28 protein-coding genes are annotated in these 24,941 nt (G+C 43.7%); 15 read left to right on the top strand and 13 right to left on the bottom strand.

Annotated features, from left to right (window positions below; translation table 11 throughout):
* Positions 1–33 precede the first annotated feature (33 nt).
* The 3 genes from nupN to maeL all read right to left on the bottom strand — a co-directional run bounded on the left by nupN (position 34) and on the right by maeL (position 3,888).
* Positions 34–1,113 carry a guanosine ABC transporter substrate-binding protein NupN gene (nupN, locus tag FB592_RS00320; RefSeq protein ID WP_021480490.1) on the bottom strand — a complete coding sequence of 360 codons (1,080 nt, stop codon included), beginning with the start codon at positions 1,111–1,113 and terminating at the stop codon, positions 34–36.
* 473 nt (positions 1,114–1,586) lie between these two features.
* Entirely contained in the window at positions 1,587–2,294 is a 708-nt protein-coding gene (maeM, locus tag FB592_RS00315) for a two-component system response regulator MaeM (RefSeq protein ID WP_014477821.1), read from the bottom strand.
* A complete protein-coding gene (maeL, locus tag FB592_RS00310) occupies positions 2,287–3,888 on the bottom strand; it encodes a two-component system sensor histidine kinase MaeL (RefSeq protein ID WP_021480489.1) in 1,602 nt (533 codons plus the stop codon). Before maeL ends, maeM begins: the two co-directional genes overlap by 8 nt.
* Before the next feature lie 177 nt (positions 3,889–4,065).
* On the opposite strand from maeL, the gene FB592_RS00305 reads away from it, so the two are divergent.
* Positions 4,066–4,623 carry a YufK family protein gene (locus FB592_RS00305; protein WP_003228837.1) on the top strand — a complete coding sequence of 186 codons (558 nt, stop codon included), beginning with the start codon at positions 4,066–4,068 and terminating at the stop codon, positions 4,621–4,623.
* Positions 4,624–4,846: 223 nt separating this feature from the next.
* On the opposite strand, the gene FB592_RS00300 is transcribed toward FB592_RS00305, so the two are convergent.
* The 3 genes from FB592_RS00300 to FB592_RS00290 form a co-directional block, all read right to left on the bottom strand.
* On the bottom strand, positions 4,847–5,260 hold the full coding sequence (locus tag FB592_RS00300) for a thiol-disulfide oxidoreductase DCC family protein (protein WP_141949154.1): 414 nt from the start codon (positions 5,258–5,260) through the stop codon (positions 4,847–4,849).
* A 20-nt stretch (positions 5,261–5,280) separates the two neighbouring features.
* Complete coding sequence (locus tag FB592_RS00295; protein WP_141949153.1) at positions 5,281–7,155, bottom strand: transglycosylase domain-containing protein; 1,875 nt, start codon at positions 7,153–7,155, stop codon at positions 5,281–5,283.
* Positions 7,156–7,247: 92 nt separating this feature from the next.
* Positions 7,248–8,456, bottom strand: coding sequence for a multidrug efflux MFS transporter (locus FB592_RS00290; RefSeq protein WP_221626016.1), 1,209 nt, complete (start codon positions 8,454–8,456; stop codon positions 7,248–7,250).
* Between FB592_RS00290 and FB592_RS20995 the strand changes: the two genes are divergently transcribed.
* Positions 8,359–8,562 carry a hypothetical protein gene (locus FB592_RS20995; RefSeq protein WP_003243502.1) on the top strand — a complete coding sequence of 68 codons (204 nt, stop codon included), beginning with the start codon at positions 8,359–8,361 and terminating at the stop codon, positions 8,560–8,562. The genes FB592_RS00290 and FB592_RS20995 overlap by 98 nt on opposite strands.
* Before the next feature lie 75 nt (positions 8,563–8,637).
* Positions 8,638–9,255 (top strand): 3'-5' exonuclease KapD, encoded by a 618-nt coding sequence (gene kapD, locus FB592_RS00280; protein WP_014480688.1) that lies wholly within the window; start codon positions 8,638–8,640, stop codon positions 9,253–9,255.
* A 26-nt stretch (positions 9,256–9,281) separates the two neighbouring features.
* On the opposite strand, the gene kapB is transcribed toward kapD, so the two are convergent.
* The 3 genes from kapB to patB form a co-directional block, all read right to left on the bottom strand.
* Positions 9,282–9,668, bottom strand: a complete 387-nt coding sequence (kapB, locus tag FB592_RS00275; RefSeq protein ID WP_141949152.1) for a kinase-associated lipoprotein KapB — start codon at positions 9,666–9,668, stop codon at positions 9,282–9,284.
* A gap of 45 nt (positions 9,669–9,713) precedes the next feature.
* Positions 9,714–11,000, bottom strand: coding sequence for a sporulation sensor histidine kinase KinB (kinB, locus tag FB592_RS00270; protein ID WP_103804308.1), 1,287 nt, complete (start codon positions 10,998–11,000; stop codon positions 9,714–9,716).
* 125 nt (positions 11,001–11,125) lie between these two features.
* The gene (gene patB, locus FB592_RS00265; RefSeq protein ID WP_103804306.1) at positions 11,126–12,289 is read right to left on the bottom strand and encodes a cystathionine beta-lyase PatB; all 1,164 of its coding nucleotides are present in this window, start codon (positions 12,287–12,289) and stop codon (positions 11,126–11,128) included.
* A gap of 86 nt (positions 12,290–12,375) precedes the next feature.
* Between patB and FB592_RS00260 the strand changes: the two genes are divergently transcribed.
* Positions 12,376–12,636 carry a YugE family protein gene (locus FB592_RS00260; protein ID WP_070547695.1) on the top strand — a complete coding sequence of 87 codons (261 nt, stop codon included), beginning with the start codon at positions 12,376–12,378 and terminating at the stop codon, positions 12,634–12,636.
* Positions 12,637–12,660: 24 nt separating this feature from the next.
* Here the strand turns inward: FB592_RS00260 and FB592_RS00255 are convergent, their stop codons facing one another.
* Entirely contained in the window at positions 12,661–13,482 is an 822-nt protein-coding gene (locus FB592_RS00255; RefSeq protein ID WP_103804304.1) for an alpha/beta fold hydrolase, read from the bottom strand.
* Between the two features lie 147 nt (positions 13,483–13,629).
* On the opposite strand from FB592_RS00255, the gene FB592_RS00250 reads away from it, so the two are divergent.
* The 3 genes from FB592_RS00250 to yugI all read left to right on the top strand — a co-directional run bounded on the left by FB592_RS00250 (position 13,630) and on the right by yugI (position 15,885).
* The gene (locus FB592_RS00250; RefSeq protein WP_009968070.1) at positions 13,630–14,130 is read left to right on the top strand and encodes an Lrp/AsnC family transcriptional regulator; all 501 of its coding nucleotides are present in this window, start codon (positions 13,630–13,632) and stop codon (positions 14,128–14,130) included.
* On the top strand, positions 14,131–15,291 hold the full coding sequence (locus FB592_RS00245) for an aminotransferase (RefSeq protein WP_003228862.1): 1,161 nt from the start codon (positions 14,131–14,133) through the stop codon (positions 15,289–15,291).
* Between the two features lie 201 nt (positions 15,292–15,492).
* Positions 15,493–15,885 (top strand): S1 domain-containing post-transcriptional regulator GSP13, encoded by a 393-nt coding sequence (gene yugI / locus FB592_RS00240; RefSeq protein WP_003228864.1) that lies wholly within the window; start codon positions 15,493–15,495, stop codon positions 15,883–15,885.
* 78 nt (positions 15,886–15,963) lie between these two features.
* Here yugI and FB592_RS00235 read toward each other — a convergent pair whose 3' ends face one another.
* Complete coding sequence (locus FB592_RS00235) at positions 15,964–16,200, bottom strand: DUF378 domain-containing protein (protein ID WP_003220771.1); 237 nt, start codon at positions 16,198–16,200, stop codon at positions 15,964–15,966.
* A gap of 229 nt (positions 16,201–16,429) precedes the next feature.
* Between FB592_RS00235 and FB592_RS00230 the strand changes: the two genes are divergently transcribed.
* The 5 genes from FB592_RS00230 to FB592_RS00210 all read left to right on the top strand — a co-directional run bounded on the left by FB592_RS00230 (position 16,430) and on the right by FB592_RS00210 (position 21,226).
* Positions 16,430–17,593: an iron-containing alcohol dehydrogenase gene (locus tag FB592_RS00230; RefSeq protein WP_141949151.1), complete on the top strand. Its 1,164-nt coding sequence runs from the start codon at positions 16,430–16,432 to the stop codon at positions 17,591–17,593.
* A gap of 103 nt (positions 17,594–17,696) precedes the next feature.
* Entirely contained in the window at positions 17,697–18,869 is a 1,173-nt protein-coding gene (locus FB592_RS00225) for an iron-containing alcohol dehydrogenase (RefSeq protein WP_032726782.1), read from the top strand.
* A gap of 111 nt (positions 18,870–18,980) precedes the next feature.
* Positions 18,981–20,333, top strand: a complete 1,353-nt coding sequence (locus FB592_RS00220; protein WP_003243401.1) for a glucose-6-phosphate isomerase — start codon at positions 18,981–18,983, stop codon at positions 20,331–20,333.
* 58 nt (positions 20,334–20,391) lie between these two features.
* Complete coding sequence (locus tag FB592_RS00215) at positions 20,392–20,763, top strand: hypothetical protein (RefSeq protein ID WP_015251349.1); 372 nt, start codon at positions 20,392–20,394, stop codon at positions 20,761–20,763.
* Positions 20,764–20,821: 58 nt separating this feature from the next.
* Positions 20,822–21,226: a YugN-like family protein gene (locus FB592_RS00210; protein WP_003228878.1), complete on the top strand. Its 405-nt coding sequence runs from the start codon at positions 20,822–20,824 to the stop codon at positions 21,224–21,226.
* Here FB592_RS00210 and kbfO read toward each other — a convergent pair.
* Positions 21,223–22,209 carry a potassium channel protein KbfO gene (kbfO, locus tag FB592_RS00205; RefSeq protein WP_003228881.1) on the bottom strand — a complete coding sequence of 329 codons (987 nt, stop codon included), beginning with the start codon at positions 22,207–22,209 and terminating at the stop codon, positions 21,223–21,225. The two genes, FB592_RS00210 and kbfO, sit on opposite strands and share 4 nt — an antisense overlap.
* Positions 22,206–22,538: a biofilm formation protein MstX gene (gene mstX, locus FB592_RS00200; RefSeq protein WP_021480479.1), complete on the bottom strand. Its 333-nt coding sequence runs from the start codon at positions 22,536–22,538 to the stop codon at positions 22,206–22,208. Before mstX ends, kbfO begins: the two co-directional genes overlap by 4 nt.
* Positions 22,539–22,584: 46 nt before the next feature.
* Between mstX and FB592_RS00195 the strand changes: the two genes are divergently transcribed.
* From FB592_RS00195 to FB592_RS00185, 3 genes are read left to right on the top strand one after another with little or no spacing between them, the layout of a single operon-like run.
* Complete coding sequence (locus FB592_RS00195) at positions 22,585–22,848, top strand: YuzI family membrane protein (RefSeq protein WP_015483620.1); 264 nt, start codon at positions 22,585–22,587, stop codon at positions 22,846–22,848.
* Positions 22,849–22,889: 41 nt separating this feature from the next.
* Complete coding sequence (locus FB592_RS00190; protein ID WP_003228889.1) at positions 22,890–23,567, top strand: zinc metallopeptidase; 678 nt, start codon at positions 22,890–22,892, stop codon at positions 23,565–23,567.
* A 43-nt stretch (positions 23,568–23,610) separates the two neighbouring features.
* Positions 23,611–24,900, top strand: a complete 1,290-nt coding sequence (locus tag FB592_RS00185) for a hemolysin family protein (protein WP_038828450.1) — start codon at positions 23,611–23,613, stop codon at positions 24,898–24,900.
* The last annotated feature ends 41 nt before the right edge of the window (positions 24,901–24,941 follow it).

Here is a 24,941-nt window from a genome sequence, read left to right as displayed (position 1 = left end):
GATAAGGGCTCGACCTCCTTATCCCTGCGATTCTTATTTAGCTTTGAAGGTTTTCAGCTCTTTCTCAGTTGCCGGGACTTCCAATCCGTCGATGATTTTTTTCTTCCATTTATCGACCGCTTTGATCACATCATCCGATAGATTTTGTTTAGATGGAGAAATGCCGACTCCGTCTTGATCAAGCCCGTAGGTAAGTGTTTCGCCGCCCGGGAACTTTCCGTCACTCGCTTTTTTCGTTACATCTTCAACGACTGTATCTACTTTTTTCACCATGGAAGTGAGGGTGACGTTATCATCTGTTCCTTCTACCTGGCCTTCTGCGTATTGGTCTTTATCGACACCGATGACCCAGACATCGCGTTTTGGATCTTCTTTCTTCAGGTTTTTCGCTTCAGTAAAGACGCCTGTGCCAGTGGCGCCCGCAGAGTGATAAATAACATCTACGCCTGATTTATACATGCTTTCGGCGGTTGCTTTGCCGACATCGGCTTTATCGAAACCTCCTGCGTATTTCACTTCTACAACGGCTTTAGGGTTAACTGCTTGCACGCCGGCACGGAAGCCGACCTCGAATTTTTTGATTAACTCTGATTCCATGCCGCCTACAAAGCCGATTTTTCCTGATTTGCTTGATAGGGCTGCGGCCACTCCGACGAGAAATGAGCCTTCCTGCTCTTTAAACGTAATACTTGCGACGTTGTCTTTATCGACAACAGCATCTATAATCGCAAAGTTTGTATTTTTGCGCTGGTCAGCAATTTCGCTGATTGAATCCTCCATTAAGTAGCCGACGCCGTAAATTAAGTCAAAATTCTCACGTGCCAATTTATTTAAGTTCGTTGTATAGTCTGCATCTGATTTGGATTGAAGATAGTCGTAACCGTTTTTGCCTTTTTTCAGCCCATTCTCTTTCCCAAAGGCTTGAATGCCTTCCCAGGCTGATTGGTTGAAGGATTTGTCATCCACTCCGCCTACGTCAGTAACCATCGCCACACTGAATTTGTTTTTGCCTTCGCCGGAGCCGCTGCTTTTTTCGCTGTTTCCGCATGCTCCTAATATGGTGCCTGCTGCGATCACAAGTGACATCGCCAATCCGATTTTTCGTTTATTCAAGATATAACCCCCCAGAAAAATTTGGTTCAAAGCTGATCCGGCCAGTCATGTGATGGGCTGTCCTGAACAATTTCTTAGAATCGATAAAATTTTCTGATAATAACAAATGGAATGCGCTGAGACAGTTCTATTCTTCCCTGAATAAGCGTGGTGTGAGTATTTCCTTCGAAAGGCGGGGAAGAGAAGGATGTGGAAGGCGTTCCGGGCGGAAAACCGTGACATCGTTTTCTGAAGTAAGACTTATGACTTAGTTTTTCGGGATCAACTTACCAATCATAATTTATCATTTAACTAATAAGAAATAAATAGAATTTCGCATAATTTTTTAAAAAGTATCTATTTTTAGAATTGTTTGCTTAAAAATGTTGAAAGGCCCTTTGTTATTCTTGTATAACTTTTCAACAATAGAATCAAGCATCTTGGCAAGAGATATGACAGAAAAACGCACTGCTCAAAACAAGCAGTGCGTTTTCTTATAGATATTGCTTTATTCCGTTAAGGTTACTGTTGTTGACGTTGTACTGAAACACAGGTCTTCCGATCGTTCCGTACGCCATTTCTACATTCAGAACCTGTATATCTTCAAGAAACTTTAAGTATTTTCGTATGGATACTTGAGAGATTTCTGTGTGCTTTGCCAAGTCTTCTGTCGTAAAAGATTCATTTTCAAATGACTGGATACTGGACCAGATCAGCTTCAGCGTGCTTTTTGTCAGGCCTTTAGGAAGCTGCACTTTTTCTGTTGCTTCTTTCTTTTGAAAAAGCTCGGCGTCCAGTTCTTTTTGGCTCATGTTGCGATGGGTTGAATACACCTTTTGTTTTCGTCTGTAATCAGACAAAGCCGTTTGGAAACGTTCAAATTCAAACGGTTTGATTAAATAATCAACAGCTCCGTACCGAAGTGTTTTCTTGATCACGTCAAGCTCGCTGGCCGCTGAGATGACAATCACGTCAACCGCTTCATTTTGGGCTCTCAATTCCGTCAGCAGTTCCAGCCCGTTTTTTCCCGGCATATAAATATCAAGCAAAATGAGGTCGATATGATGCTCGCCTAAAATATGCAGAGCGCTTTGAAAGGAAGAAGCGATGCCTTTCAGCTGAAAGCCATCTATTTGGCTTAAGTATCGTTTATTTAATTCACCCACCATGGGGTCATCTTCAACTATTAGTACATTAATCATGATTTTCCTCCTTCGGTTCGTACGGGATGCGAATACTGAATGTCGTTCCTTCATTCTTTTCGCTTGTGAGGATCATTTGGCCTTTTAAATTTTCGATGCTTTGCTGTGTGAAATAAAGGCCGAATCCCCGGTTTTTGCCCTTTGTTGAATAGCCTTGTTCAAATACTTTGGCTTGGTCTTCTTCAGACATGCCTGCTCCAGTATCGGTAATTTCAATATCAAGTATGCTGTTATGGAAGCGCATGGACATGGTGATTTGTTTTTTCGGCATATCGGCAACGGCGTCTAAGCCATTGTTGATGAGATTTCCGATGATTGTAATAAGTTCATGGATGACAGAAGGGTCTGCCGCGTTCGGGATGACACCGTTGCATTCAATATCAAGATTTGCGCCCTGTTCACGTATAAAGCTTTGCTTTCCAAGCAGAAAACCGGCCAGTACGGAGCTTTTGACATCATTTATAATTTCACTTGTTTCTGATTTTTGCTGTATGGCTATATCTTTAATATAATCTCCAAGATCATCATACTCTTTCAGCTGGACGAGACCTAATATCACATGCAGTTTGTTCATAAATTCATGAGACTGCGCTCTCAGTGCGTTTGCATACATTTTAACACCGGAAAGCTGTTCAGCTAAATGTTTTACCTCGGTCTTGTCGCGGAATGTTGCAATCGCTCCGACAGTTTGTCCTTTCAGCTGGATAGGAACTTCATTAAACACAAGCTCCAGCCCGTTAATGCGGACGTCTCTGTCTTGAAGAGGTTTTTTTGTCTCAATGACCTTTTTCAAGCGGCTTTTCGGCAAGATGTCATCTACATCCTGATCAATGGGATTTGTGTTGATGCCCATTTTGACGAATAGGCGTTTTGCTTCCGCGTTGGCAAGTTTAATTTTGCCATGTTCATCGACAGCGAGTATTCCTTCCTTCGTCGATTCCAGCATCGCGCTCCGTTCTTCAAGCAGAGTCGCAATTTCATAAGGTTCAAGTCCGTACATGATATTTTTCACTGTACGGGCGACGATAACGGCTCCGATCACACCGACGAAGATGCTGACGCAAATAATAAAGTAAAGCGGCCGTAAGCTATGGCTGATCACTTCATCAATTTCATTTACGGTGATGCCGACCGCGACTGCACCGACCTGTTTTCCATTCTCCGCGTAGACAGGGACGAACGCTCTCTGCGATTTCCCGAGCGTGCCAGAGGCTGTGCTGATATGGACATGCCCTTTTAATACCTCGGACTCATCACCGCCCCTGAATTTTTTCCCGATTTTGCTCGGGTCAGGATGAGTTTTGCGGATACCGTTCATATCCATGACGACAACAAATTCCGTGCCGGTGATTTTCTGAACCCGCTTTGTGTAGCTCTGCAGTTCCTTTTGTTTTTTTCCGTTTTCTAAAGCAGCGGCTGTCATCGGCGCCTCAGCTACCATTTCAGCAGTCTGCAGCGCAGTGGCCTTTTCCTGATCTCTAATTCGTTTGGTGGTTTGGGCACCGACTGTAAAAAACGTAATGAGCAATGCGATTAATACAACGATACAAACAAATATGGTGAGTCTGGTTTGCAGTTTTAATGTTTTTTTCATATAAAACTTCCTTACGTTTTATGATTCCTGCGTACTACTTTACTCTCAAAATGCTGCTTTGTGAAGATTTGGGACCGTAATTCGTAAAAAGGAGAAAAAATGGAATAATTTATCTTGTCAATGTGTTTTAAGTCCTCCATAATAAATGAGGTAGATTATAGAAAGGGACTTTTTTATATGAAAAATACTTATTTGACAGGATATTTTCCGCTGATTGCGATCCTGCTTTTTAGTTCGTCCTTATCCATCTCAACTTCACTTTATGCGTTGAAGATGCTGTCTTCATTTGGAATGTATGATGGAATGCTCGATTATTTTTCAGAGAAAGGAATCAGGCTTGCGTTATTTGCTGCCTTTGCACTTTTATATTTTATGGTTCTGTCCGCTCTGAAATTGATTGCAAATACCGTGACCGAGCTGTCATTGCTGTTTTTTGCTAATGATCCGGAAGGGAACAACCTGAAAAAACTCAGAATGGGTTCCATGATTTATTTGGGCGGCGGGATTTTATCCTTTGTGCTCTTGCAAAATGTCATTTGGATTGTGATCTGGTTTGCGGTTGTCACGCTCGCTTACTTTGTGTTTACCGTATACCGGATTTATTCGACGCTTTCTCTCATGTCATTAGTCGGGTTCATTCTATTGGAACTGCTGTTTTGGTTTACCTTTGTTATCGGTATTCTGTTCATATTTATCAAGCTTTATAATAGCATAATGGCTAGCTTACCTGTGTAAGCTAGCCATTTCAGCGTTTGGTGGTCAGATTTGCGCTTCGTGCTCTATACGCAATAAAACGGCGGCTAGATTCTCAGGTTTCCGCCGTTTCACATCCAATGCTCGCTCTTCATCGACTTCAAAAGTTTTCAATCATGCTGAAAAGATGACAAAATCCTAAAACGAAGCCGTTTTAGGATTTTGTCAACAATCTGTGATGGCTAGCTTCCTAGCCATTTTTTATTTACGGTAAAAATCTTTTTTTAATAGAAGGGGAGGGGATCATACATTCATTTTTTTGGCCAAACCACTTATAGCGGTTGTTGGCAATGAAAGAATAGACCATATCTCTGACAGGCTTCGGCACTGCGAAAAACAGGACGAAGAGCCGCCATGGGCCTTGCAGATGCCTGAAAACCTTAATGGCTGCAGTTGACTTTGTGTACACTTGGCCGTCTTCAATAAAGACAAAGCTGTCAAACCGATCAGTCGGAAGCCCGCTTTTTTTCAGCAGGCTCTGTCCTGTTTCCGACTGCAGCGATGTGAAAGAAATCAATCCGTCCGGATCACGTTTAATGATAAACTGCACGGCGCCATTGCATAAATTGCAGACACCGTCAAACAGCAAAACGCGATTTGGAATTTGTTCTGAAGTCACCCCATATCCCCTCCGATCCTTTAATAAGCCGCTTGCAGCGTTCCTTTCCAGATGGAAAGCTGAGGGCTGATGCTGTGAAGATATTCAACGCTGGTCGGTGTATCCTTTCCGACCCAGACACCCATTGTATACGTATCAGTCAGGCCGACAAACCACATATCGTGATAATCATTTGATGTTCCGGTTTTACCGCCGATGTAAGGCGCATTGAAATATGCTTTTTTCCCTGTTCCGCTTTTCACAACGGAAGACATCAGTTTTTTCAGCTGCATGTTCGTGCGGACGCTGAATATTTGAGTCGCTTTATCATTCCATTTATAAAGCGTTTTTCCTTTAAGGTCTGTCACCTTTGTAATCGCATGGCTCGGCGTATAGCTTCCGCTGTTTCCGAATGTCGTATAAGCCTTTGTCATCTCAAGAGGCGTCATGCCGTTTGTAAATCCGCCAAGCGCCGCCGGAAGAAGATAGTCACTGTCGACAAGTTTGGCAAAATGATACGGCTCAATATAACTGAATGCCTTTTGGATGCCGACGCGGTCGAGCATTCTAATAGCTGGGGTATTATATGAATTTTTAAACGCCGTATCAAGCGTCACTGTGCCGTAAGTGCGGTTATTGTAGTTTTGCGGACAGTAGTCTTTGCTGCAAAACTTGCTGGCATCAATGGTGCTGCTTGTTGTCGCGCCGGTCTGTTCAATATAAGGGCCGTAATCAAGAAGCGGCTTAATGGATGAACCCGGCTGCCTGTACGCCTGGTAGGCGCGGTTAAAGTCATATTTTTGATAGTTTTTCCCGCCGGATAGAGCGATGATTTGATGCGTCTGGTGATTAATCACAGCCGCTCCGCCCTGTACGTCCGTATACGGGAGCTTGGAATTCATTTGTGCCACAACTTGATTTTGCATGTACGGATCAAGTGCAGTATAAATTTTCACACCGTCTTTCATCAGCGTGCTGACTCTTGCGGACAGCTCGTTCTCGATCTTTTCTTTTTGTTTTCCTGATGCTTTTTGAAGGCGTTTATCAAAGCCTTCTGATTCAGACACCAGCTGAGTGAATTCTTCATTGACGTAGGAAACGTAGTCAGGATATTTGTCTTCTCTTTTTTCAACATCCAGTTTGATTTTTTGTTTTACGGCTTTTTTCAGCTCTTTGTCCGTAATGACCCCGGCATCTTTTAGCCCTTTAAGCAAACGTTCTTGACGGCTTTTCGTGTAGTCAAAATGCTTGAGAGGATCATATAATGTAGGGTTATTAGGTATAGCACAGATAAAAGCCATTTCTCCCACTGTGAGAGATTTCAGCGGTTTGCTGAAATAGAATTGAGCTGCTGAACCGACGCCGTAAACACCGTTGTTGAAATAAATGGTATTTAAGTAAGCTTCAAGAATTTCATTTTTCGTATATTTTTTCTCTAGCTGATAGGAATACGCGAGCTCTGTCAGCTTGCGGCTGAAGGAGCGTTCGTGGCTCAAATACAAGTTTCTTGAAAGCTGCTGTGTGATGGTGCTGGCACCCTGGTCAATTTTCTTGTCTTTTACGTTAGAAGCAGTAGCCCGCACCATTCCCATAAAGTCAAAGCCTTTATGCTCGTAAAAATGGCGGTCCTCAGATGTTAAGAAAATCTGTTTGACTTCCTCGGGAATCTTGTTAAATGGAACGAGCACACGGTTTTCGTGGTCGCTAACGATTTCCGAGACAAGGGAGCCGTCCCTGTCATACATGTAGCTGTTCTGAACAAGGCTGATATCTTTCAGATCAATATTTTTATCAAGCACCTGATCCAGGGACTTCATTTGTTTTACTTCTTTTCCGGAAGCGATAACTGTAAATGCAAACAATGGGATTATGCAAAGGAGCAAAATCCATCCGATTATTTTTCGTAACATGGTCACTCTCTTTTCTCCTAAATTCTAGCCATATCGTACCATTCTTTTGAGATTACGAGAAGGTTAAATTTAGAAGATTCCTCAGTTTTTTCTCGGAATCAGCTTGCTTTGGCATAAGAATCTTTCCGAAGTTTCTGCATGATCCAAAGCATGCAGGCGCCGGCGAAAAAGAGAAACGCCGTGACGTAAAAGGTGGCCGAAATGGTAAAATGGCTCGATATGATTCCGCCCAGCAGAGGCCCGAGCACGTTGCCTAAAAAGCGAAAGCTGACATTGTAGCCGAGAACTTCACCTTGAATGCTGCCGGGAGCCTGAACGCGGATCGCTGCCGTAATGCATGGCAGCAAACCGCCCATCGCCATTCCGAATAAAAATCTGAAAACAAGGAGCACGCTGAGTGAGGACGCGAGCGCCTGCGGAATAAAAAAGAAAGAGGCGGCGATCAAAAGTCCGATTAAAATGCGGCGGTGGCCGTAGCGGTCGCCCAGATCACCCCATTTTCTAGCCAGCAGCAAACTTCCGAGCCCCGTTGCTGAAAATGCCATGCCGGAGAAAAAGGCAAGATTGACAGGTCCGTGCAGCTCATTTACATATAAAGCGAGCAGAGGCTGGATACTGAAATTGCCTGTTTGAATCAGCATGGTTAACAGCATCATGACCCACAGCGCCGGATGGTGAAAAATATAGGAGAGCACTTCTTTTCTCGAGTAAGACGTACGTTTGGCTGTTTTCTCTGCAAGAGGCTTTTCTTTGACACCAAATAACACGAGAAGAACAGACGAGAAAATCACAAAGGATGTGATAAAAAAGGTATACGTAAAGCCGAAACGATCAGCAAGCATGCCTCCCAAAAGCGGGCCGAACAAGCTTCCGGACACTTGCCCCATTTGCAGCGTGCCAAGTGTTTTGCCGGCTGAGCTCTTCGGAGTCTGTGCCGAAATCATCGCAAGAGAAGTCGGAATGAATCCGGTTACAAGACCCATTGCCATACGCAGAAAAAACAATTGGTACACCGATGTAACAAAGCCCATGAAGAAAATGCTGAGGGCAATGCCCGTTCCGGTTGCCATAAGGATTTTCTTGTATCCGCGTTTGTCTCCGAACCGTCCCCAAAACGGGGATACCAAAAACGCCATGAGAAATGTAATGCCGAACACATAGCCGCTCCACCTTTGCACAAAGCCGTTTGAAAAAGAGCTGAGCGTCTCAATGTATAAGGAGAGAAAAGGAACGATCATCGTTGTGCTAGCGGAGACAAAAAAGTTCGCCAGCCACACAATGACAAAGTTTTTCTTACGGATAGAAATAACATCACCTTCTTATTATTTCGGGTTCCTTACTAATTATAAAGAAACGATTCATAATTTAAAAGAAACGAAGCGGCTGGGAAAATTCATTATTTTTAGAAAATGAAGAAATGTCGAGAAGGGGAATTGATATACTATAAAGATAGCATTTTCTGATCGGAGGAAAGGCAGGTGTAAAAAGGTGACGACAAACAGCTTACTCATTATTGATTTCGAATTTACAATGCCTGATGGAAAGTACAGTCCTCAAAACTTCTTCCCGGAAATCATTGAAGCCGGAATTGTAAAGTCGATTGATGATGAAGTGGTTGAGACGTTTTCTAGCTATGTTAGACCGAAAAAGTTCCCGAAGCTTACGAAACGCTGCAAATCATTTTTAAAAATAACCCAAAAACAGGTAGACGAAGGAATGAGATTCGAGGATTTCATCCGTAAACTAAACGAGCTGGATCCTGAGAAAAACAGCACAATTATTACGTGGGGAAACATGGATATGAAAGTGCTGAAGCAAAACTGTATGTTTAACCATATCCCTTTCCCGTTTAAGGGAGAAATGAGAGATTTATCGCTTGAATACAAAAACTTTTTTGGAGACCGGACATTGACGGGTTTATGGAAAGCTGCCGAAGAGTATGGAGATTCCGGAACCGGCACCCATCATAAAGCGCTTGATGATGCTCTCACAGCATATAAACTTTTTAAGCTTGTTGAGCAGGATAAGCAGTATCTCGAAAAGCCGAAACCGCCCACAATCGGCGAAAGAATCGATTTAACCGAACTGTTCAAGCGCGCGACGTGAAAAACCCAATCTTTTGTCAGACTGGGTTATGGCCGGTTAAAATATTCTTTTTCTAAAATGTCCAGATTATGAAGGGAGCGCTTTGCCCACTCCGAACCATCCTCATTCAATTTGGCTCTCAGCTGTACTGTCGCCTCCCGCAGAGATTCAGTATAATCCGGCACTTCACCGTCATAAGGCTTCACCATATGGTGGGGGATATTGGTCTGTTCACCATATGCGAGCGCTTTTCTCTCATGAAAAAATGGCACATCCGCCTGTTTTGGATGATGAAGGTCTCCTTGAGAGGGATGGGTAAGAACCGCTTTCACTTTCACTAAATAGTGCTGCGGCCTGCAAGCCGTGATTTCTCCTATGTATACACCTGTTTTGTAAAATCCTTTAACGATAGAGCCTGTCTCAAACGTGCTCATCTGTCATCACCTCGCATTCATTCTATTAAAGTTCCAATCGATTTGCTAGTGAGGAAGATCAGCGGGAAGCTTAATGGTCACCGTAGTGCCTTTTTGGAAGCTGCTGTTAAATGAAATGGTCCCGTGATGATGTTCAATAATGGAAAAGGTTACGGTGAGGCCGAGTCCCGTTCCGTTCGTTTTTAAGGAATAATAAGGTTCGCCGAGTTTTTGCATTTGATGGTCTGTCATTCCGACCCCATTGTCTGTGATGTTAATCATGATCGTATGGCCGTTTCTTTTGGCTGATATGTGGATCACACCCTTCCCGTGAGGAACCGCTTCAATACTGTTTTTCATCAGGTTGATGACAGCCTGCTTCAGCTTTGTTGCGTCTCCGTATATCAAAAGGTCCGGTTCTGTTTCAGCCTCGACGGTTACTGACTTGTAATTGGCGTACGACACCATAAGGGAGCTTGTCTCTTTGATAAGGGCTGATAGGTCAAAAACCTCTTTTTCGTATAATTGCTGTTTGGCCATATCGAGATAGTTTGTAATAATGCCTTGCGCCCGGTCAAGCTCTGACAGTACAAGCTTTTTGTAATCTGCACTCGACTTGTTTTGTAGGGTTTCATCATTAAAAAGCAGCTGGACAAACCCGCGGACAACTGTCAGCGGATTCCTGACCTCATGGGCGACACTCGCTGCCAGTTCACTCACAATCGTCATTTTTTCAGAATGGATAAGCTGTGAGCGCAGGGCGATATTTTCGGCGATGCTTTCGATAATATAGATGCTTAATAGAAGAACAATGGAGCGGAAAAGCCCTGAGACTGCCGCCTCGCAAACGAAAATTCCTGATTTTTGAAAATTTAAAATATTCAAGGCGGAAAGAATCCAGCTTGAGGCGAAAAATAGGAAAATCTCCACGCAGCTGATCAATAAAGACAGCAGCAGTTTTTTCGCTTTGGACATGAATGGCCATTTTTTCTGAAATAAGATTGGGATAATGATAAGAAAAGGCAGCAAAGTGAAAACAAACATTGCGGAAGGTTCGTAAAAAAGCAGTTCAAAACATAGGACAGATGCGGCGACTGTAAGTCCGGAAGCGGTACTAATGTAAAATAAACAAATGATAACGGGAATCATCTGAAGGCCGTATTGTATGTAGTCCATTTCATGAATCGGGAAAATAATGCATAAAACGGAGGCGACGCAGGCGAAGAGCGTGACCAAACCGCTGTTTATTTTTGGCACAAGAATCGCAGGTTTTCCAAGCCAAAACACTTGGTAAAGAAGAATAGGAAACAAAATAAAGCAGATGTGCAGAAGATAGTCTTTTAGAATTTCCATTCGTGTGAAATCCTTTCGTATAAAATATGAATCTATTATAACACTAAATATTAGAAGTAAAATATAAAATTCCTTTATTAAGAACGCCTTTACAAATGAAGACGTAAAGGCGTTTACAGCTATATTTACGATAATGCGGCTTTGATGCGGCGCAGGCCGTCCTGCAGGGTTGCAAGAGAGCATCCCGCGTTCAGGCGCATAAATCCTTCTCCGCCAGGCCCGTATTTCGTCCCGGGCTCTAAAATAACTTTTCCTTTTTTTAGCATTCTTTGCTGAAGCTCTGCATCGGACAAGCCGTAAGCGCTGAAGTCGAGCCAAATCAAGTATGATGCATCCGGCTTCATCATTTTGACCTTTGGCAGCTCGTTGCTCAAAAAGGCTTCCGCTTCGTTCATGTTTTTCTCAATGTAAGTGATCAATTCATCAAGCCACGGTCCGCCTTTTGAATACGCGGCTTCGATTGCAGTGACGGCAAACGCGTTCAGTCCGCCTAAACCATTGCGCTGAAGGCTTGCGGAAAACTTGGCGCGCTTCAGGCGATCCGGAATAATGATTGCTGAAGCCTGCAATCCGGCGATATTAAATGTTTTGCTTGGAGCAGCACATGTTACGGAAATATCAGCGAAATCGTCAGAGAGCGAAGCGAACGGCGTGTGTTTATGTCCGTACAGCATTAAATCGGAATGGATTTCATCCGATACAACTGTGACGCCATGCTCAAGGCACAATTCGCCTAGCTTCAGTAAATCTTCCCGGCCCCATGAACGCCCAGAAGGGTTATGAGGATTGCATAAAATAAACAATGTAACGCTTGGGTCACTAAGCTTCGTCTCCAAATCTTCAAAATCCATTGCATAAGCGCCATCTTTTTCTAGCAGCGGATTATGTAAAATGTGCCGGCCGTTTTTCTCCACCATATGGTAAAAAGGCGTATAAACTGGAGGCTGAACAACTACTTGATCGCCCGGCTCCGTAAAAGCTTGTACCGCCATGCTCAAAGCTGTTACAACGCCGGGGCTGAATGTGATGCTTTCCGGATTTACCTTCCAGCCGTGCCTGTTTTGCATCCATCCGCACACAGCATCCTTCGTTTTTTGATCTGGAGTTGTATAACCAAAAATACCGTGGTCAAGACGCTCTTTTAACGCTTCAGTTATCGCTTCCGGGGCGCGAAAATCCATATCTGCCACCCACATCGGGAGGGCGTCTGTCACGCCAAATAATTCGCCTGTTTTATCCCATTTGACCGATTGGGTGCCAAGGCGTTCTTCTCGTTTATCAAAGTTCATTCTGTTACCCCCTCATGTATGTTTATTCTTCTAAGCTTCACTATGATAAGATAGAACTGCAAATTTTATTATAAGCGGTGATGAATATGGAAGAAAGTCAAGCGGTCAGGGAAATGATTAAGATCATTGCCAAATGGGACCCGTTTAAATATGGAGAAGAGTTTTACGAAACGGAGGCTGTTGATGTCGTGCAGGCAGTCTATGATGAAGACGATCCCGACGTGCTGGCGAAAAGCATTCAGCATATATTTGAAACTTCTTTTGAACAAACGCTGCCGATCGCCAGCTGCCGGGAAGTGGCAGGCCAGCTTTTATTCATTAAAAACAGCAGCTCCTGCACGCCTTAAAAAACCGGTTCAGCACCGGTTTTTTTAATTGATAAAATCAGCAATGTGTTCAGAAATAAGTTCAGGCCGTTCTTCAGGCACCAGATGTCCGGTCTGGCCAAGTGAGTACAGCACGGAATTAGGCAAATCTGCGTGCAGCCGTTTACCGATCTCCATTGGGACAATTCGATCCTCCTCGCCCCAAATCAATAGAGCAGGCTTGTTCATTTTCTTCAATTGCTCGGGTTCTAAATCTCCTTCTCTGTGGCGGATAAACCTTGTCATGGCTTTGAAAATCTGCTCGTCCTGAAACGGTCTGCCATAGCCGTCGATCATCTCCTCATCAATCAGCGATTTGTCATGCACCACATTTAATAAATTTTTCATCACGCCTTCTTTCGAGAGCCAGCGTTTGATGTAAAGATGAAAATACGGGATATGGGTCCCGAAAATGATCGTCGGGTGTGAACGTTTTAAATACCCTGAACTGCAAAGCAGCACAACCTTTGAAAAAAGCTCAGGTTTTTGGAGAGCAGCAGACAGCGATATCTGCCCGCCCATAGAATGCCCGACAAGCACAGCCTGTTTCACTTGCAAGTGCTCCAAAATCCCAATGACAAGCTTAGCAAGGTTTTGATAGGTATAGATAAACGTTCTTGATTTTTCAGATTGGCCGAAAGGAGGCAAATCAAGCGCGATGATGTCGTACTTGTCCCGAAGGAGAGGAATTACTTTTCTGAAGCTGAATGCAGATGATAAAAAACCGTGTACGCAGACCAGCGTTTGCCTGCCGGGATTTTGATAATGTTCGTAGTATACATTGACTCCATCGACCGTAAACCGCCTTATTGGTGAAACCGCCTCCATTCTGTGTCACTCCCTTTTTTTGATGGTTGTATTATGCCCTGAAATTGTCAATTCTAGCGGAAGTTTCTCCTCGTTTTTTCTTAGCATTCGTCAAAAAACGTGATATAATGTCATGAGATTTCTTGACATTGCAAAGGTGTGAATCAAATGAAATTGACAGAAAAAGAAACAGAAATATTAGAAATTTTAGACGAAAACAGCCGCGCCGATTTAGAAACAATCGCAAAGATGGCGGGCATCCCTGTAAATGAAGTGAAAACAATTATTGACAAACTGGAGAAAGAAAAGGTTATTATCGATTATTCCGCTATGATTGACTGGCGAAAAGTCGACGGACATGAGGGCGTTACGGCCATGATTGACGTCAAAGTAACGCCGAAGCGGGGCGTCGGTTTTGATGAAGTGGCGGAACGGATTTACCGATTCCAAGAGGTTGAATCAGTTTACCTGATGTCAGGCGTATACGATTTGTCTGTCGTGATTCGCGGCAATTCGATGTCTGACGTAGCGCGTTTTGTTTCGGATAAACTGTCAACGCTTGATTCAGTTGTATCTACGACAACCCATTTTATCCTGAAAAAATACAAGCATGACGGCAAAGTGTTTGAAACAGGAGACGACGACAAAAGAATCGTGGTGTCACCGTAAATGACTTCGTATTTATCAGACTATGTACAACAAATAAAACCATCCGGCATCCGCAAATTCTTTGATTTGGCGGCAACGATGGAAGGCGTCATTTCTTTAGGCGTCGGCGAGCCTGATTTTGTTACCGCGTGGAATGTCCGCGAAGCAAGCATTCTCTCTCTTGAACAAGGATATACGTCATACACGGCCAATGCGGGTTTATACTCATTGCGGGAGGAAATCAGCCGTTATTTGAGCAACAGGTTTGATCTTAGCTACTCGCCAGATAATGAGCTGATTGTGACAGTGGGGGCAAGTCAGGCTTTGGATATTGCGATCCGCGCCATTGTGAATCCAGGTGAGGAAGTCATCATTCCTGAGCCGTGTTTTGTGGCGTATGATGCGCTTGTTTCTTTGGCAGGCGGTATCCCGGTTCACGTTCATACAACGGCAGACAAAGGATTTAAAGCAACGGCTGCTGATTTTGAAGCGGCAGTCACTGAAAAAACAAAGGCCATTCTCATCTGCTCACCATCGAATCCGACAGGTTCGGTTTATTCGAAGGAAGAGCTGAATGAGATTGCTGAGTTTGCCAAAAAACATGATGTCATCGTCTTAGCCGACGAGATCTACGCGGAGCTGACATATGATGAGGAATTTACAAGTATAGCGGCATTACCGGGAATGAAGGAACGGACGGTAGTCATCTCAGGCTTTTCAAAAGCATTTGCAATGACGGGCTGGAGGCTCGGTTTTGCCGCGGCACCATCCTTGCTTCGGGATGCCATGCTTAAAATTCATCAGTATGCGATGATGTGCGCGCCCGCAATGGCGCAGTTTGCCGCCCTTGAAGGCCTGAAGAACGGCATGGAAGACGTAGAAAAAATGAAAAAAAGCTATCGAAGAAGACGGAATCTGTTTGTAGAATCGCTCAATGAAATCGGTCTCAGCTGTCATCATCCGGGCGGCGCTTTCTATGCTTTTCCATCTATTAAAAGCACGGGAATGAGTTCAGAACAGTTTGCCGAGGAGCTACTGACGCAGGAAAAAGTGGCAGTTGTTCCTGGAAGTGTGTTTGGTCCGAGCGGTGAGGGATATATCCGTTGTTCATACGCAACCTCGATTGAACAGCTTCAAGAAGCGTTAGTCAGAATGAAACGCTTCCTGCACAAAACAACATAAAAAAAGATACGAACCTTTTGTTCGCATCCAATAAAAGGGGGGAATACTAGAAAGCCTTTGGTATTTTCAGTTTACCCCCTTTTTGCTGTGCATAAACCTGATTTTTTATAAAAAAGTTTTCTTTGCGGAAATAAGACATGTGTGATATAATTTTAAATTGCGTATAAACAGATATTTAATTTAACTTAGGAGTTGTTATGAATGGCAGCAAAATTTGAAGTGGGCAGTGTTTACACTGGTAAAGTTACAGGATTACAAGCGTATGGTGCGTTTGTTGCATTAGATGAAGAAACTCAAGGTTTAGTACACATTTCTGAAGTGACTCACGGTTTCGTAAAAGATATCAACGAGCACCTTTCAGTTGGCGACGAAGTACAAGTAAAAGTACTTGCTGTTGATGAAGAAAAAGGCAAAATCAGCCTTTCAATTCGTGCGACACAAGCTGCGCCTGAGAAAAAAGAAAGCAAACCAAGAAAACCTAAAGCTGCTCAAGTAAGCGAAGAAGCTTCTACACCACAAGGTTTCAACACATTAAAAGATAAGCTTGAAGAGTGGATCGAAATGTCCAACCGCAAAGACCTTATCAAAAAATAAGCATGAAAAAAAGCACCGGACAGGAATGTTCGGTGCTTTTGATTTCATGCAAAATCCTATTTCAGCGTGATTGATATCCTATCGCATTTCAGGATTTGCTGCTTCTTCACGTGATCTTTCCTCGTTTGGCTTAAATAGCAGACCGAGGTTGATTAAGCCGGCGATTCCGACAAGTCCGTAAATGATTCGGGAAAGAGCTGACCCTTGGCCGCCGAAGATAGCCGCTACTAAGTCAAATTGGAAAAATCCGATCAGTCCCCAGTTAATGGCGCCAATGATGGTTAATACAAGACAAATTCTTTGAATGGTACTCATGTTTTGCAACCTCCTCCATGAATTATTAAAACAGTTATAGATTGTGACATATTGGAGAATCTATACATGCATTCTCCATATGAGGGAAGCTGGCCTGCCCTCGCTTATATCAGCTTCTTTCCCAGCATCCTGCAAAATAAAACCATCTGGTATGCTGATCGGTGAGAGCTGATTGCTTTACATGTGGTGAGGACATTCTGCATAATAAAAAATCTAAGGAGGAGATGTCATGCAAAACTTTACATACTGGAATCCGACCAAATTAATTTTCGGGCGCGGCGAAGTGGAAAGACTTCCGGAGGAACTCAAACCTTACGGAAAAAACGTATTGCTTGTGTACGGAGGCGGCAGCATTAAACGCAGCGGCCTGTATGATCAAGTGATTGAACAGCTGAATAAAGCCGGGGCGACCGTGCATGAATTAGCAGGTGTGGAACCGAATCCTCGTGTGTCGACTGTTAATAAAGGTGTTGCCATCTGTAAAGAACAAAACATTGATTTCTTGCTGGCTGTCGGAGGCGGAAGCGTAATCGACTGTACAAAAGCGATTGCCGCAGGAGCGAAGTATGATGGTGATGCGTGGGATATCGTTACGAAAAAGCATCAGCCAAAAGATGCTTTGCCATTCGGAACGGTATTGACTCTCGCTGCAACTGGTTCAGAAATGAACTCAGGATCTGTTATTACAAACTGGGAAACAAAAGAAAAATACGGCTGGGGCAGCCCGCTCGTATTCCCTAAATTTTCGATTCTTGATCCGGTGAATACATTCACCGTACCTAAAAACCACACGATCTACGGGATGGTTGACATGATGAGCCACGTATTCGAACAATACTTCCATCATGTATCAAACACGCCGTATCAGGACCGCATGTGTGAATCACTTTTGCGTACAGTCATTGAAACAGCGCCTAAGCTGATCAATGATCTCGAAAATTACGAATTGCGTGAGACGATCCTGTACACAGGAACAATCGCATTAAACGGCATGCTTTCTATGGGGGCAAGAGGGGATTGGGCTACTCATAATATTGAACATGCAGTATCAGCCGTTTATGATATTCCGCATGCCGGCGGACTGGCGATTCTGTTCCCGAATTGGATGAGACACACATTGTCTGAAAACCCTGCCCGCATGAAACAGCTTGCAGTTCGCGTGTTTGATGTTGAAGAAGCAGGTAAAACGGATGAAGAAATTGCCCTTGAAGGTACCGATAAGCTGTCCGCATTCTGGACAAGCCTTGGCGCTCCGAACCGTCTTGCTGATTATGATATTAATGATGAGCAGCTTGACACAATTGCTGACAAGGCAATGGCTAACGGTACATTCGGCCAATTTAAATCACTCAACAAAGAAGATGTGCTGTCAATTTTGAAAGCATCTCTATAAAAAAAGGGGAAATAGCCGTTTGGCTGCTTCCCTTTTTCTTTTTTGTCAACTTATGTTACAATGGAAAATCTGTTTTTTACCAGCATCATTTGGAGGTTTTACTATGGAAAATTTCACTTATTATAATCCGACAAAGCTGATTTTTGGAAAAGGTCAGCTTGAACAATTAAGAAAAGAATTCAAACGATACGGCAAGAATGTACTGCTTGTTTACGGGGGCGGCAGCATTAAACGCAACGGCCTTTATGATCAAGTCACAGGCATTTTAAAAGAAGAGGGCGCTGTTGTTCATGAGCTGTCAGGTGTAGAGCCGAACCCGCGTCTTGCGACAGTGGAAAAAGGCATAGGACTTTGCAGAGAGCATAACATTGATTTTCTGCTTGCTGTCGGCGGAGGCAGTGTGATTGACTGTACAAAGGCAATCGCAGCTGGCGTCAAATACGATGGCGACGCTTGGGATATTTTCAGCAAAAAAGTAACAGCGGAGGATGCGCTGCCGTTTGGCACTGTTTTAACTCTTGCTGCAACAGGGTCTGAAATGAACCCTGATTCCGTGATTACAAACTGGGAAACAAACGAGAAATTTGTATGGGGCAGCAATGTCACTCATCCGCGTTTCTCTATTTTAGACCCTGAAAATACGTTCACCGTTCCAGAAAATCAAACAGTATACGGCATGGTTGACATGATGAGCCACGTATTCGAACAATACTTCCACAATGTTGAAAACACGCCGCTTCAGGATAGAATGTGCTTTGCTGTTTTGCAGACGGTCATCGAAACAGCTCCTAAGCTTCTTGAAGATCTGGAAAACTACGAACTTCGTGAAACGATTTTGTATGCTGGTACAATTGCTTTAAACGGCACGCTCCAAATGGGATACTTCGGTGACTGGGCTTCTCATACAATGGAACACGCTGTTTCAGCTGTATATGATATTCCGCACGCGGGCGGTTTGGCAATACTGTTCCCAAATTGGATGAGATACACGCTTGATACAAATGTAGGCCGTTTTAAAAACCTTATGCTCAACATGTTTGACATTGATACTGAAGGCAAAACAGATAAAGAAATTGCGCTTGAAGGAATCGATAAACTGTCTGCGTTCTGGACAAGCCTCGGTGCACCTTCTCGTCTTGCTGATTACAATATTGGAGAAGAAAAGCTTGAGCTGATTGCTGATATCGCAGCCAAGGAAATGGAACACGGCGGCTTCGGCAACTTCCAAAAATTGAACAAAGATGACGTGCTTGCCATCCTTCGCGCGTCTCTATAAACCCAAAGGGCGGAATCCAGTCATTCCGCCCTTTCTTCTTGACTTGATTTCACAGATAAGTTCATATAAAGTGAAAGATGAAAACATTATACCGTTATGGAGGGACAAGCAATGACGCATGTACGCTTTGACTACTCAAAAGCGTTGACTTTCTTCAACGAACATGAACTTACATATCTGCGGGACTTTGTAAAAACAGCACATCATAATATCCATGAAAAAACAGGCGCGGGCAGCGATTTTCTAGGCTGGGTGGACCTCCCTGAACATTATGATAAAGAAGAATTCGCGCGCATCAAAAAAAGCGCGGAAAAAATCAAATCTGACTCTGATGTCTTGCTTGTTGTCGGCATTGGCGGTTCTTATCTTGGAGCGCGGGCAGCGATTGAAGCGCTGAATCACGCGTTTTATAACACTTTGCCAAAAGCAAAACGCGGCAATCCGCAAGTCATTTTTATCGGAAACAACATCAGTTCATCTTATATGAGAGACGTCATGGATCTTCTTGAAGATGTTGACTTCTCTATTAATGTGATTTCTAAATCAGGTACGACAACTGAACCTGCAATCGCTTTCCGTATTTTCCGCAAGCTTCTTGAAGAGAAATACGGTAAAGAAGAAGCGAAAGCGCGGATTTATGCAACAACTGATAAAGAGCGCGGCGCATTAAAAACGCTTTCTAACGAAGAAGGCTTTGAATCATTCGTTATTCCTGACGATGTCGGCGGCCGTTATTCAGTTTTAACAGCTGTAGGTCTCTTGCCGATTGCTGTCAGCGGCGTCAACATTGATGACATGATGAAAGGCGCCCTGGATGCGAGCAAAGATTTTGCAACATCTGAACTGGAAGATAACCCAGCATACCAATATGCGGTTGTTCGCAATGTCCTTTATAATAAGGGCAAAACAATTGAAATGCTCATCAACTACGAACCGGCGCTTCAATACTTTGCGGAATGGTGGAAGCAGCTGTTCGGAGAAAGCGAAGGGAAAGATGAGAAGGGCATTTATCCTTCTTCAGCGAACTATTCAACAGACCTTCATTCTTTAGGCCAGTATGTACAAGAAGGCCGCAGAGATTTATTCGAAACGGTCCTGAACGTAGAGAAGCCTAAACATGAACTGACAATTGAGGAAGCGGATAACGATCTTGACGGCTTGAACTATTTAGCCGGTAAAACTGTTGATTTCGTTAACAAAAAAGCATTCCAAGGTACAATGCTTGCCCATACAGACGGAAATGTTCCGAACTTAATCGTTAACATTCCTGAGCTGAATGCATATACTTTTGGATACCTTGTATATTTCTTCGAAAAAGCCTGCGCGATGAGCGGTTACCTCCTTGGCGTCAATCCGTTTGACCAGCCTGGTGTAGAAGCGTATAAAGTCAATATGTTTGCGTTACTCGGCAAACCTGGCTTTGAAGAGAAAAAAGCAGAGCTTGAAAAACGTCTGGAAGATTAATGTGAGAAAGCTGACTGGCATTTGCCGGTCGGCTTTTTATAAAATCAGAAAGGTGCTGATGTTCATGAAACAATTGGTTAAACATCTCATCATTGCCGGTTTTTCTGCAGCTATTTTAAGTTTCCTTATCTCCTTTGATGCCGTGTATACAGAGTTTTCTTCAAGCTTTGGCGGCACGCTGTCACATTTTTTCATCCACGCCTTTCTTCTCATTGGTTTGCCGCTTGCCCTTTTTACCGATGCGGTACATCGGATTTTGCATTTAAAACGAACCCATACTCTTTTCACTAAATTAGGACTCTATGCAACGGTTGTTTATGTGTCTTGGGATTCAGCTGTATGGCTTGCAGCGGCAATGGCTGTTTACTTCTTAATTGAATGCGCTTTCTTTTCTGTTGGCCGCGCGAAAGAAACAACGATTTCCATGTAGGCGCTCTGAATGAAGTCTTGTTCGGCGGGACAGGATAAGTGAAAAAAGGGGCATTCTGATGATACCAATACCTTCCGCGATAGATGGGCAGTCTTTTCTGCTTCAAGAACTGGAACAAGTGATGAAGCCGCTCGGTTATGTGATAAACGGCGGCTGGGAATACGATCATGGCTACTTTGATTATAAAATTGATGATAGAGACGGCTATTTATTTTTAAGAATTCCCGTCAATGCGGTACAGGGCAGTCTCGATGAACGAGGGGCGGCCGTCCGGATCGGAACGCCATTTATGCTGAGACAGGTGTTTCAGGCGGATGTTGACGATCACGCCGAGGGAGGGCCTTTCCAATCACTGTTTAATCAATTTTCCGAACCGGAAAGGCGGGACGCGGAAATTGATCCGGCATTTTTGGATATCGGCGCCTCTCTCGTGAAAGAATTGGAGGATGTTCTGTTACACTAGATGGCAAGGAATTGGTCTGTTTCGAGCACCTTGTATGTAAGAGGAGGGGAAAGCATCGGTCCCTCCTTTTTTTGTACGCCTATAATTGTTGTGTTGTGATCAAGGAAATAGAGAACACAGGTTTTGTAAGCCGCTCCCTTTAGTTCGTCAGGAACAGCAAGAAGCTCCACATGCTGATCAAGTGTCAGCTTGATTCCGTTCTGCTGTTTAGACGGCCGTAACTTGACTTGGTAATGCTGCAGCATCGCCCGGCTGATAAATTCTGAAGTTCCGATGATTTGGTTTGCGCCTGCCCGCTCCGCATTGGTGACAAAACGATCAGTCAAAATTTCGACGATGCAGTAAGCAAGGGGATTAAGCCCTTTAACAGATAAAAGAGTCAGCACTGACAGCATATCAGCATCAGTTTCACTTTTATACTGATCGGCAGTAATCATTACTGATTCCGCTTCAGTAATATTGGCCCGTTTCAGTGTCCCATCATCGGCAGCGTGCCCGCGTATGAAATGAACGTTTTCAATAAGCGGGCCTTCTGTTAAGGATTCATCGATTAGTACGACTGTTTTGGAAGGGGCGGCAAGCTGAAGGTCCTTCAAAAGCCGGTTTGTTTTTTCATTCCACCCGATCAGAATGATGTGGTCCCGGCCTTTGTAAGCAACTTTTCCTTCAATGTAGCGATGCTGTCTGCTGAATGCGGCCGCTGATAACGTAGCGAAATACGCTGTGACAAAGCTTGCTCCGCTCAAAATCAGCAGTATTCCGGCTGCCTGTCCCAGCGGCGTGTGCGGCACATAGTCTCCATAACCGACTGTAGAAACCGTAACGACAGCCCACCAAATGCCTTCGAATACCGAAGTGAACTGCTTAGGCTCAAGTATATAAATGATTTGGCCGAACAAAAGAATCAGACATAAAATAATAACCCCGATTCGGATAAATAACGGCCACCTGAGCCATGAAATAAATATCCGATTTGATTTCATTCTTTTTCTCCTTCTTCAGATACTGAGATGGATAAAATCTGTTTAATAATTGTATTTAATTTCTCATTTAGCTTTTCCTGGCCGTACTTATCTCGGGCCTGCTTCATTAACTCGGCTGTATCATCATCAAGCTGAATAAGCGGTTCATCAATTTCCGATTCATTATACAGCTGGATAAACGCGTCCAGTCCTTCATTCATTCGGTCGATTGCTGTGCTCAGCTGTTCCTTTTCCTCACTCGTCACTTTCATAGCTTCCATCACACCCGTGCTTTTTTCTAACAGTATGTCCCACTTCCGGTGATGTTTTTCAAAAAATGTACAAAACATATAAAACCGGATTTCTCCATAAACTAAAACAAAAAGGATGAAAAAGATGACGATCTTTCAAAGAACGATCGTGGTTTTAATCGGTACGCAGCTGGCGGCATCCGCGGTGATTTTATTTATTTTCGATTTGAATTCATATAATCACTTTTCCGGAAGCTTCTCCTGGCTTCATTTTCTGAAAGAACTGGCCGGCAGTTTCGCCTTTTATTTATTTTCAGCAGGCCTGTTCTTTTTGCTGATTGGATTGTGTGCTCCAAGCCGGAAGAAAAAGCGCATTTCTGTACACGGGAAAGAAAACTCATTAAAATAATCGTAATAGAGAAATGATCATGGAAAAAGGATGATGAAAAAATGCTGTTTATATTTTTAACAATAGCCGCATTGGGATTGTCGTTTTGGGCACAATTTAAAGTAAAGAGCAACTTTGAAAAATATTCAAAAGTGGAAGCCTCAAGCGGACGTACAGGGGCAGAAACGGCAAGACGGATTTTAGATATAAACGGTCTTTACGACGTGCCGGTCGAACCGGTAAGAGGCACTTTAACAGACCATTACGACCCGACAAGACGGGTGGTGCGTTTATCTGAGCCGGTCTATTACGGCCGCTCAATTTCCGCCATATCCGTAGCTTCCCATGAAGTCGGACATGCCTTGCAGCATCAGGAGTCATATGGTGCGCTTGTGCTGAGACATAAAATCTTCCCAGTCGTGAATTTTGCATCCGGTGTAGCTCCTTTGCTTTTCTTAGGAGGCATGCTTCTCGGCAGCCTGAATTTGATCGGGCTTGGCATCATACTGTTTTCAGCGGCAGTCTTTTTCCAGCTGATTACATTGCCTGTCGAATTCAATGCAAGTTCACGTGCGAAGCAGATTATTGTGTCAGAAGGATTCATCCGAAACAATGAAGAAAATGGGGTAAATAAAGTGCTGAGTGCTGCTGCCTTAACGTATGTGGCCGCCGCCCTGGTTTCCCTGTTTGAACTACTTCGTTTTGTGATGATTTTCTTAAACGGTCGTGATGAGAATTAACGTTAAGGAGGTGGCCCCTTACCATTTATGGTAAGGGCTTTTTTTGCTTATTTTACAATTGATCGCCATTTTTGTTTTGATTGGCATTACGGCTGTTTTCGTTGCAGCGGAATTTGCGATCGTCAAAATCAGAGGTTCAAAAATCAATCAGCTCATCGAAAGCGGTGACAGCCGAGCACTAGCCGCACATAAAATCATCTCCAATCTTGACGAGTATTTATCAGCCTGCCAGCTCGGGATTACGATTACAGCCCTCGGCCTTGGGTGGCTTGGTGAACCTACATTTGAACGTTTTCTTCATCCCTTATTTACAATGACAGGCATGCCGGAACCGTTTAACCACATTGTCACATTTGTAGTTGCATTTATCATCGTCACTTTTTTGCATGTGGTGATGGGGGAGCTTGCCCCGAAAACGGTTTCTATTCAAAAAGCTGAAGCTGTAAGCTTATGGATTGCAAAGCCGCTGATCTGGTTTTATAAAATCACGTACCCGTTTATTAAGGCATTAAACGGCTCTGCAAGCTTTCTTGTGAAATTGTTTGGCTTTCATTCAGTAAAGGAGCATGAGGTTGTCATCAGCGAAGAGGAACTAAGGCTGATCCTTTCTGAAAGCTATGAAAAGGGAGAAATCAATCAGTCTGAATTCCGCTATGTAAATAAGATTTTTGAATTTGACAACCGGGTAGCGAGAGAGATTATGATTCCGCGGACAGAAATTGCGGTTATCTCTCTGGAGCAGTCGCTTGAAGAGGCAATTCATCACATCATTAATGAACGGTATACACGCTACCCTGTCATCAAAGATGACAAGGATCATATTTTAGGGATCATCAACAGCAAAGATATGTTTAAAGCTTATTTTCTCGGCCAGCCGATAAAGCTGAATCAAATCATGAGGCCCGTTATCAGAGTCATTGAAAGCATTCCTGTTCAGCAGCTTTTAATCCGCATGCAGAAGGAGCGGATTCACATGGCGATTCTCGTAGATGAATACGGGGGAACGGCGGGGCTTGTCACTGTAGAGGATATTATAGAGGAAATCGTCGGGGAAATCCGCGATGAGTATGATCAGGATGAAACACCGCACATCCTGAAAAAGGGCGAGCACCATTATGTGATGGATGGAAAAGCGCTAATAGACGAAGTGAATGACCTTCTCGACATTGCGATTGAAAATGAAGAAATTGATACGATTGCAGGCTGGCTTCTAACGCAAAAAATGGAGCTGAAAGCAGGGGATGTGATACATGCGGAGGGCTGTGAATTTAAAATCCTCGACGCCGAAGATCATCACATCCGTTTTGTAGAAATTAAAAAAACTGATTTTTAATAAAAAACAGCCGGGGAACGAACGGCTGTTTTTTGTGTCAT

The sequence above is a fragment of the Bacillus sp. SJZ110 genome (assembly GCF_006715455.1).
Classification (GTDB): domain Bacteria; phylum Bacillota; class Bacilli; order Bacillales; family Bacillaceae; genus Bacillus; species Bacillus subtilis.
The sequence above is the reverse complement of the archived record's forward strand: the minus strand, read 5'-3'. Positions and strand labels throughout refer to the sequence as shown.